This is a genomic window from Desulfoluna sp. (assembly GCF_030145185.1).
Classification (GTDB): domain Bacteria; phylum Desulfobacterota; class Desulfobacteria; order Desulfobacterales; family Desulfolunaceae; genus Desulfoluna.
On the sequence record NZ_JAQYWB010000071.1, the window covers coordinates 23,294 to 29,908 of the forward strand.

Below are 6,615 nucleotides of genomic sequence, written 5' to 3' on the forward strand. Positions count from 1 at the left end.
AAGCCCACACCGTGTCCCGAATTACGCAGCACGACGCCCCTCTTGTTTTTGTAAGATGAATCCGGCACGACCGACCCGTCGCCCACGATACCATACCATGGGAAAACACCATGCAGGCAAAGGGCCAGACGAACCGGGTTCATCCTGGGGGACGCACACAGCGTCCCGATATCATCAGGCTTTAATCCTGCCCGCACGAACCCCTTTCAGGTAGTTCATGCAAAAATTATCCTCACCCTTCAAGGCAAGGCCTGTGGTCAAAACGGCCATCAACTCGCTGTCCAGCGGATCCATGATCGCCGAATCAAACCCCCGTGCCATCATCATCGCCAGAAAGTTGCGGTTGACCAGGCGCCTCTGGGGAAGCCCAAAGGAGACATTGGAGAGCCCGCCGGTGGTATGAACCCCCTTGAGCTCCGTCATAATGCGCGCCACGGCCTCCATGGCCATCACCCCATTGCCCGTCGCGACACTCAAAGGTTGAATCAGGGGATCAATAAAAATATCGTCCCGTTTCATCCCGATGCCTTCTAATTTTTCAACCAGGAGCTTGGCCCGATTAAAAATGTCATCCACAGATCCTGGCATCCCGGAATCGTCCATACAAAGAGCCAGAATGCGACACTCCTTCCCCTTGAGAAAGTTCATCATGGGGTCGAACCGATCTTTTTCCAGGCTGATAGAGTTCACCAACGGCTTTTTCGTTACAAGCCCATAGGCCATCTCCAAAATGGCTGGATCTGGACTGTCCAGACTGAGGGGAAGCGTCGTGGCCTCCTGCACCACCGAAAGGAGCCAGCGCATGTCCTCCTCTTCGCAGCCGATTCGAGCCCCGGCATTGACATCAATGTACGTGGCCCCGGCAGCTTCCTGCTTTTTTACATCGTCGGTGATGTACGCGACATCCCGTTCCGCCACAGCCGCCTTTACTTTTTTCAGGGTGGTATTAATCCGTTCTCCGATGACAGTAAACATAGGCTCGTCGCTCCCAATGATGCCATTTGCGCCACAACACAGAACAAATGGCTCTCTTTGTTCGGTTACCGGTTGAATCGAAGGCCCCTTGGAACCCCTGCAAGGGCAACAAGAGCTTTCGATATTGATTTGTCACGGTCAAAAAAAAGGAGGCGGGGGTATGGGGGGCGCTTCAAGCAATGGTTGGACTGAAGGGGATTGCCTGAAGACACCCACGGCAAATGAAAAGCAAGGGCATTCACGCCGTAACCAACAGAGAGAAGCCGTCTCTTCCAGGGGAATGGAGTTGCACTGACAACTGCTGGAGCCATTGCATGAACCATTCACCGTCACCCACACCTGCCCTCACCCTCCGGTCAAACCGGACAGTGATTCACGGCTAAGGGATGCACAAGACATACCAAGCGGCTCAGGATTTACATCTACCGGCCTTCCAACCGCCCCTGTGTCCGGGCAAAGCAAGGGCTGATCCCTGCCTGGCAAGGGTGTACGCTCCATCACCTCCGTCTCTGGTGGCTTCAACTTTTTGCCTTTTCCCCCTCTCTTTCCCCTGCCCCCCCACCCCGCCCCCCTTAGAAATTTGCGAAGAAATCGAAAAATCCCCACGCCAGCGCCAGGAAAAAACCGCCCAAAGAACACCGGGCCTCTTTTTAGATTTCAATAACGCACGATTTCAGGTATATAGGAAGAAATACCCCTCGCAACAACTCGCCTGAAATCCTGATCGCAAACAGCAAATATTGCCATTGCGAACCGGCTCTTTTTATTCTTTTCCTCGACTCCCCTGCAACGACAACACCGACTCTAAATTCAAGGGGGTGCGGTCTTCTTTCATCTTCCGCACTCGTAAAACATCCCATGGTGCCATGCACCAAAGGAGAGGCCATCATGTTTGACCGGTGTCCCGGAATGGATCAGACCCTGATGTCTGTTCCCGAACTTTTTCCCTGTCCCCACTGCGGACAGGAGCTGGAAATCTGGAGAGACGAAAGAAAAGGGACCTGCGTCGGCTGTGCGCAGCAAGTCGCCCGGCCGGAAGCCCGGGATCATGCGGTTAAAATTTCGCAAAAGTCCACGGCCCCCCTTCCCGGCAACGAAATCTCCATGGCCGTCTGTGAAGCCGTGGATCCCACCGGGACGATCCTCTACTACGAACGGTATGAAGCCGTGGTCCCTCTGTCCGCCATCGAACATCACAGCAAATACAAAACGGCGTGCAAGGCTTGCAAACAGCACGGCACCAACCTCGCCTGCCCTCCCTTCAGCCCTACCTTTCTCCACTACACAGCCGGAAAAACCTTCGCTCGGGTGCTCTGCCTCCGGCTCCCCCTGGAATACTTTGACGGGGAACTTCTTCAGGACCGCTACCGTCTCTGCTTCCAAAAAGTCCGGGGCTTTCTCGTGGAAGAGCTGTCAGCGTCGCGGGAAGCCGGGTACACCATCGCCGGAGCCGGGCAGTGCATGGCGTGCGATCGCTGTGTGGCCGAGGAGGGGATTTCCGAATGCTGCAAACCCGACCAGCGGATCTTCAGCCTGGAGTCACTGGGGGTGAATCTGATGAAGCTCTCCAAGCACTGCTTCGGGATCAGCCTGGAGTGGAGCAGTGAGAGCCACACCGCCCATTTTGTCTGCGCCATGGGAGCCATCTTTTTTCATGGAGATGCTGCATAACACGCCTCGGATGAGCGGCAGGCCCTTCCGACGTAACCCGCCGACGCACCCGGCAGCACCAGAAAGAGCCCGTGCCCTCAGACTGCCGGGTATAAGGGCTTGCCCGGTCGGAAGGTGCAATGGTAGGATGACGCCTTATTATATATGACACAGACACCCCTCACCCGGACTTCAAGGGATTCCAACCATGATCAAGCGCCTCATGTTCTGTCTGACCCTGCTTCTGACCTTCTCATCCGCCCACGCCGAGCCCTGGCAGGAGACCCTGAACAAGGCAAAGGGAAAAACGGTCTACTTCAACGCCTGGGGCGGAAGCAAAGAGATCAATGATTATATCCGGTGGGCCGGGGCAAACATGAAAAAGCGCTACGGCATCCAACTGATCCATGTCAAGGTCACCGACATCTCCGATATGGTGAGCCGCATTCTGGCAGAGAAAATTTCTGGCACACACGATGGCGGCTCTGTGGACCTGATGTGGATCAACGGAGAGAACTTCAAAACCATGAAAGAGGCGGGCCTTTTGTACGGGCCCTTTACCTCGGCCCTGCCCCACGATCGCCTGGTCAACCGGGGAAATCTGCCCGTCGACGCAGACTTTACGGTCCCGGTGGACGGCCTGGAAGCCCCCTGGGGCATCGGGCAGCTCAACTTCATCTACGATGCGGACCGAATCCCGGCTCCTCCGAAAAGTGCCAAAGCCCTGCTCGCCTACGCAATGAAAAATCCGGGGCGCATCGCCTACCCCAGGCCGCCCCAATTCCACGGTTCGTCCTTTCTCAAGCAGGTTCTCATCGAGCTGGCAGAAGACAAAGCCGCCTTGTACAAGCCGGCCTCTGAGGCCGACGTCGCCCGTATCACCGCCCCCCTGTGGCGCTGGCTCGACGCCCTCCACCCCGTGGCCTGGCGCAAGGCAGGGGCCTTCCCCACGGGCAGCTCACACATGGTGCAGCTCTTAGATGATGGCGAGATCGACCTGGCCATCAGCTTCAACCCCCAGGACGCCCCCGCCAAAATCAAGAAGGGACTCCTCCCCAAAGGGGCACGGTCCCTGGTCTTTGACATCGGCGCCCTCACCAACAGCCACTTCCTGGCCATCCCCTACAACACCGACGCCAAAGAGGCCGCACAGGTGGTCATCAACTTCCTGATGTCCCCGGAAGCCCAAGCGAGAAAAGCCGACACCAACATCTGGGGCGACCCCACCGTCCTCAATATCGCCAAATTAACGCCCGACCAGCAGGCCCTCTTCACAAACATCCCCGACCTCCAGCCAGGCGTTGCCGAACCCCACCCTTCCTGGATGACCGCCATTGAAAAAGAATGGGAAAAACGCTACGGGTATTGATAACAGCAAGAGAAAAAAAACAGCCTCCGGCGGCAAGGTGGGGCCCCCTTGAAAGCTGGTTTGCGAATGCTCTACGGCTGTGGGTACTCTATGCACCTCGCGTCCGCATTCGCGTGGCCGGTGAGGGGTGGCAACGGGTGTCGCAAAGGCATGAGCTTCCGTATCAATTCACATCCTCCTTGCTCGCTCCCAGGCTCTGCCTGGGAGCGTCGGGTGCAAGGCTCTGCCTTGCCGGTATGAGAGCCGTAGCGCAGGGGTGAAGTTCAACGGTTGCGGGGTTTCAAGCATGGAGGCAGAGCCTCCGGGAAGCATTCCCAGGCGGAGCCTGGGAACGAGAGAAACGCGAAGACGGATTGTGTCTTGGGGCAAAGTGCTTCCGTATATAAATAAGAATTTCTCGGGTTCATTCATCAAGATCTATTTATCAAACCCAGCTCATACACATTGGCAAACGTTTGGCCCCGGCAGGTCCGCCGGAGGCACAATCTGAATATTTACGACATTTTTTGTATGATTAACCCAACGACAAAATACCTGCGATGCTGTCGGATAAAGCCTACTGATTTATCCGGGTAAAAACATCACTCAACCATCATGCGTTTAACCGCCGGGTTAATATCAAATAACCGGAGACTCACGCACTTGCGTTGCATGATGAACCCTTTTACACCTTGCGCAAATGCGGACGCATTTCAGCCTCAATGAACGAGCCCCGGTGCGCATTTGCAAACCCGCGTTCAAGGTGGCACACCTTGTGTTTTTTCATAACGGATTTCACTCATGCTGCGTTTTTTTCCTGTCTTTGTTTCTATTTTCTGCCTCGGCCCATTGCTATTTGGCGTGGCGGGCGTACTTGTACCTGCCCTGGGGGCCAACCCGGTCACGGGTGATCTGCACCTCAGCCTGTCCCCTCTTCGCCTGCTCCTGGCCGAACCGAGTCTTAAAAAGAGCATTTTTCTCACACTGTTCACCGGAGGGGGTGCCCCGGCGCTCTCTCTTTTCCTGACCTTTCTCGTGGTCACCTTCACCTGGAACAGCCGCTGGTGGATCTGGATCAGGCGGGTCCTTCCTCCGGTCCTCTCCCTGCCCCATGTGGCCTTTGCCATTGGATTCGCCTTTCTCATCTCTCCCAGCGGCTGGCTGATGCGGCTGGTGAGCCCCGGCCTCACCGGGTGGAGCCGCCCCCCGGACTGGCAGATCGTGCAGGACCCCTTCGGGCTGACCCTGACTCTGGCCCTGGCGTTGAAAGAGACCCCCTTTCTCATCCTCATGTGCATGGCGGCCCTCTCCCAGATCGATGTGAATCGCCAGCTCCTTCTGGGACGCAGCTTTGGCTACCCGCCCCACCGGGTCTGGTGGAAGCTCCTTATCCCCCAGCTCTACCCCTTGATCCGCCTTCCCCTTTTTGCCGCCATGGCCTACAGCCTCTCGGTGGTGGATATGGCCATCCTCTTAGGCCCCAACAGACCCCCCACCCTCGCGGTTCAGGTCTTTCACTGGTTTCAGGAGCCGGAGCTCTCCCTGATGCCTCGGGCGGCGGCAGGAGCCCTTCTCCTTTTGGGCCTGACCCTGATGCTCATGGGGCTCTGGGTCGCGGCCGAGCGTCTCCTCGGTCTTTGCCTGCGCAACAACCACCTCAACGGAAAACGAGGGCGAGAAAGCCATTTTTTTAAAGGCCTCGCCCGCCTCTCGGTCCCCACGGGATTTGCCGTGACCCTTTTGGTCTTTGCCGCCCTGCTCCTCTGGAGTGTCACGGCCAGGTGGCGATTCCCGGAGGCCTTCCCCTCCCGCATGACCTGGGTCCATTGGTCAACCGAACTCCCCTATGCCTTCCGGCCCATGGGCTTCTCCATTGTCGTGGCGGGCATCGTCAGCACCCTGGCCTCCTTTCTTGTCATCGGCAGCCTGGAGGCCCAAAGCCACACCCGCAGGCACTGGCCCCTCGGGCTCATCGCCCTGCCCATTTTGCTGCCCCAACTTCCCATGGTCTTCGGGATCCAGGTGGCGGCCCTTAAAGCAGGCTTGACCGGAACCCTGCTCCTCGTGGTGTGGGGACATCTTCTTTTTGTCTTCCCCTATGTCTGGTTCTGCCTCCACGCCAACTACCTGGCCTTTGATCAGCGATATATCACGGCGGGCCTCGCCATGGGCCGCTCGCCCCTGGCCTGCTTCTTCACCATTAAGATGCCTATGCTGCTGCGACCGGTTCTCTTCTCCTGGGCCGTGGGATTTTCCGTCTCCATCGCCCAGTTTCTTCCGACCCTCATGCTCGGAGGAGGCCGCATCCCCACCCTCACCACCGAAGCCGTGGCCATTGGAAACGGCGGGGACCGACGGCTTTCCGCCATCTACGCCCTGATGCAACTCACCCTGCCTGCCCTGGCCTATGCTGCGGCGCTCATCATCCCACGACTGAAACGAGGTACCCCATGACCCGCGCACTCGCCGTCTCCCATCTCTCCATCCAAAACGGCACCCACACCCTCTGCCAGGACATGAGCTTCACCGTGGCCCCCCGGGAGGTGGTCACTCTCATGGGCCCCTCGGGCAGCGGAAAATCAACCCTCTTAAGCTGGATCTCAGGCGCGCTGCCCTTCGCCTTCACGGCCTCTGGCACCCTG

At 57.7% G+C, this 6,615-nt stretch carries 5 protein-coding genes; 4 read left to right on the plus strand and 1 reads right to left on the minus strand.

Going from position 1 to position 6,615, the window contains the following annotated elements; all coding sequences use genetic code 11:
• Positions 1-174: 174 nt before the first annotated feature.
• Positions 175-975 (minus strand): dihydropteroate synthase, encoded by an 801-nt coding sequence (locus Q1Q75_RS18560; protein WP_300673728.1) that lies wholly within the window; start codon positions 973-975, stop codon positions 175-177.
• An 888-nt stretch (positions 976-1,863) separates the two neighbouring features.
• On the opposite strand from Q1Q75_RS18560, the gene Q1Q75_RS18565 reads away from it, so the two are divergent.
• The 4 genes from Q1Q75_RS18565 to Q1Q75_RS18580 all read left to right on the plus strand — a co-directional run.
• A complete protein-coding gene (locus Q1Q75_RS18565; RefSeq protein WP_300673729.1) occupies positions 1,864-2,646 on the plus strand; it encodes a DUF2284 domain-containing protein in 783 nt (260 codons plus the stop codon).
• 187 nt (positions 2,647-2,833) lie between these two features.
• Positions 2,834-3,994 (plus strand): ABC transporter substrate-binding protein, encoded by a 1,161-nt coding sequence (locus Q1Q75_RS18570; RefSeq protein WP_300673730.1) that lies wholly within the window; start codon positions 2,834-2,836, stop codon positions 3,992-3,994.
• Between the two features lie 780 nt (positions 3,995-4,774).
• Positions 4,775-6,427, plus strand: coding sequence for a hypothetical protein (locus Q1Q75_RS18575; protein ID WP_300673733.1), 1,653 nt, complete (start codon positions 4,775-4,777; stop codon positions 6,425-6,427).
• The coding region (locus Q1Q75_RS18580) for an ATP-binding cassette domain-containing protein (RefSeq protein WP_300673736.1) at positions 6,424-6,615 on the plus strand (192 nt) is incomplete at its 3' end. The genes Q1Q75_RS18575 and Q1Q75_RS18580, both read left to right, overlap by 4 nt.

Coding starts and splice junctions, on each gene's coding strand:
- Q1Q75_RS18570 (WP_300673730.1), top strand. CDS start 2,834: ATGATCAAGCGCCTCATGTTCTGTCTGACCCTGCTTCTGACCTTCTCA.
- Q1Q75_RS18565 (WP_300673729.1), top strand. CDS start 1,864: ATGTTTGACCGGTGTCCCGGAATGGATCAGACCCTGATGTCTGTTCCC.
- Q1Q75_RS18560 (WP_300673728.1), bottom strand. CDS start 975: ATGTTTACTGTCATCGGAGAACGGATTAATACCACCCTGAAAAAAGTA.
- Q1Q75_RS18575 (WP_300673733.1), top strand. CDS start 4,775: ATGCTGCGTTTTTTTCCTGTCTTTGTTTCTATTTTCTGCCTCGGCCCA.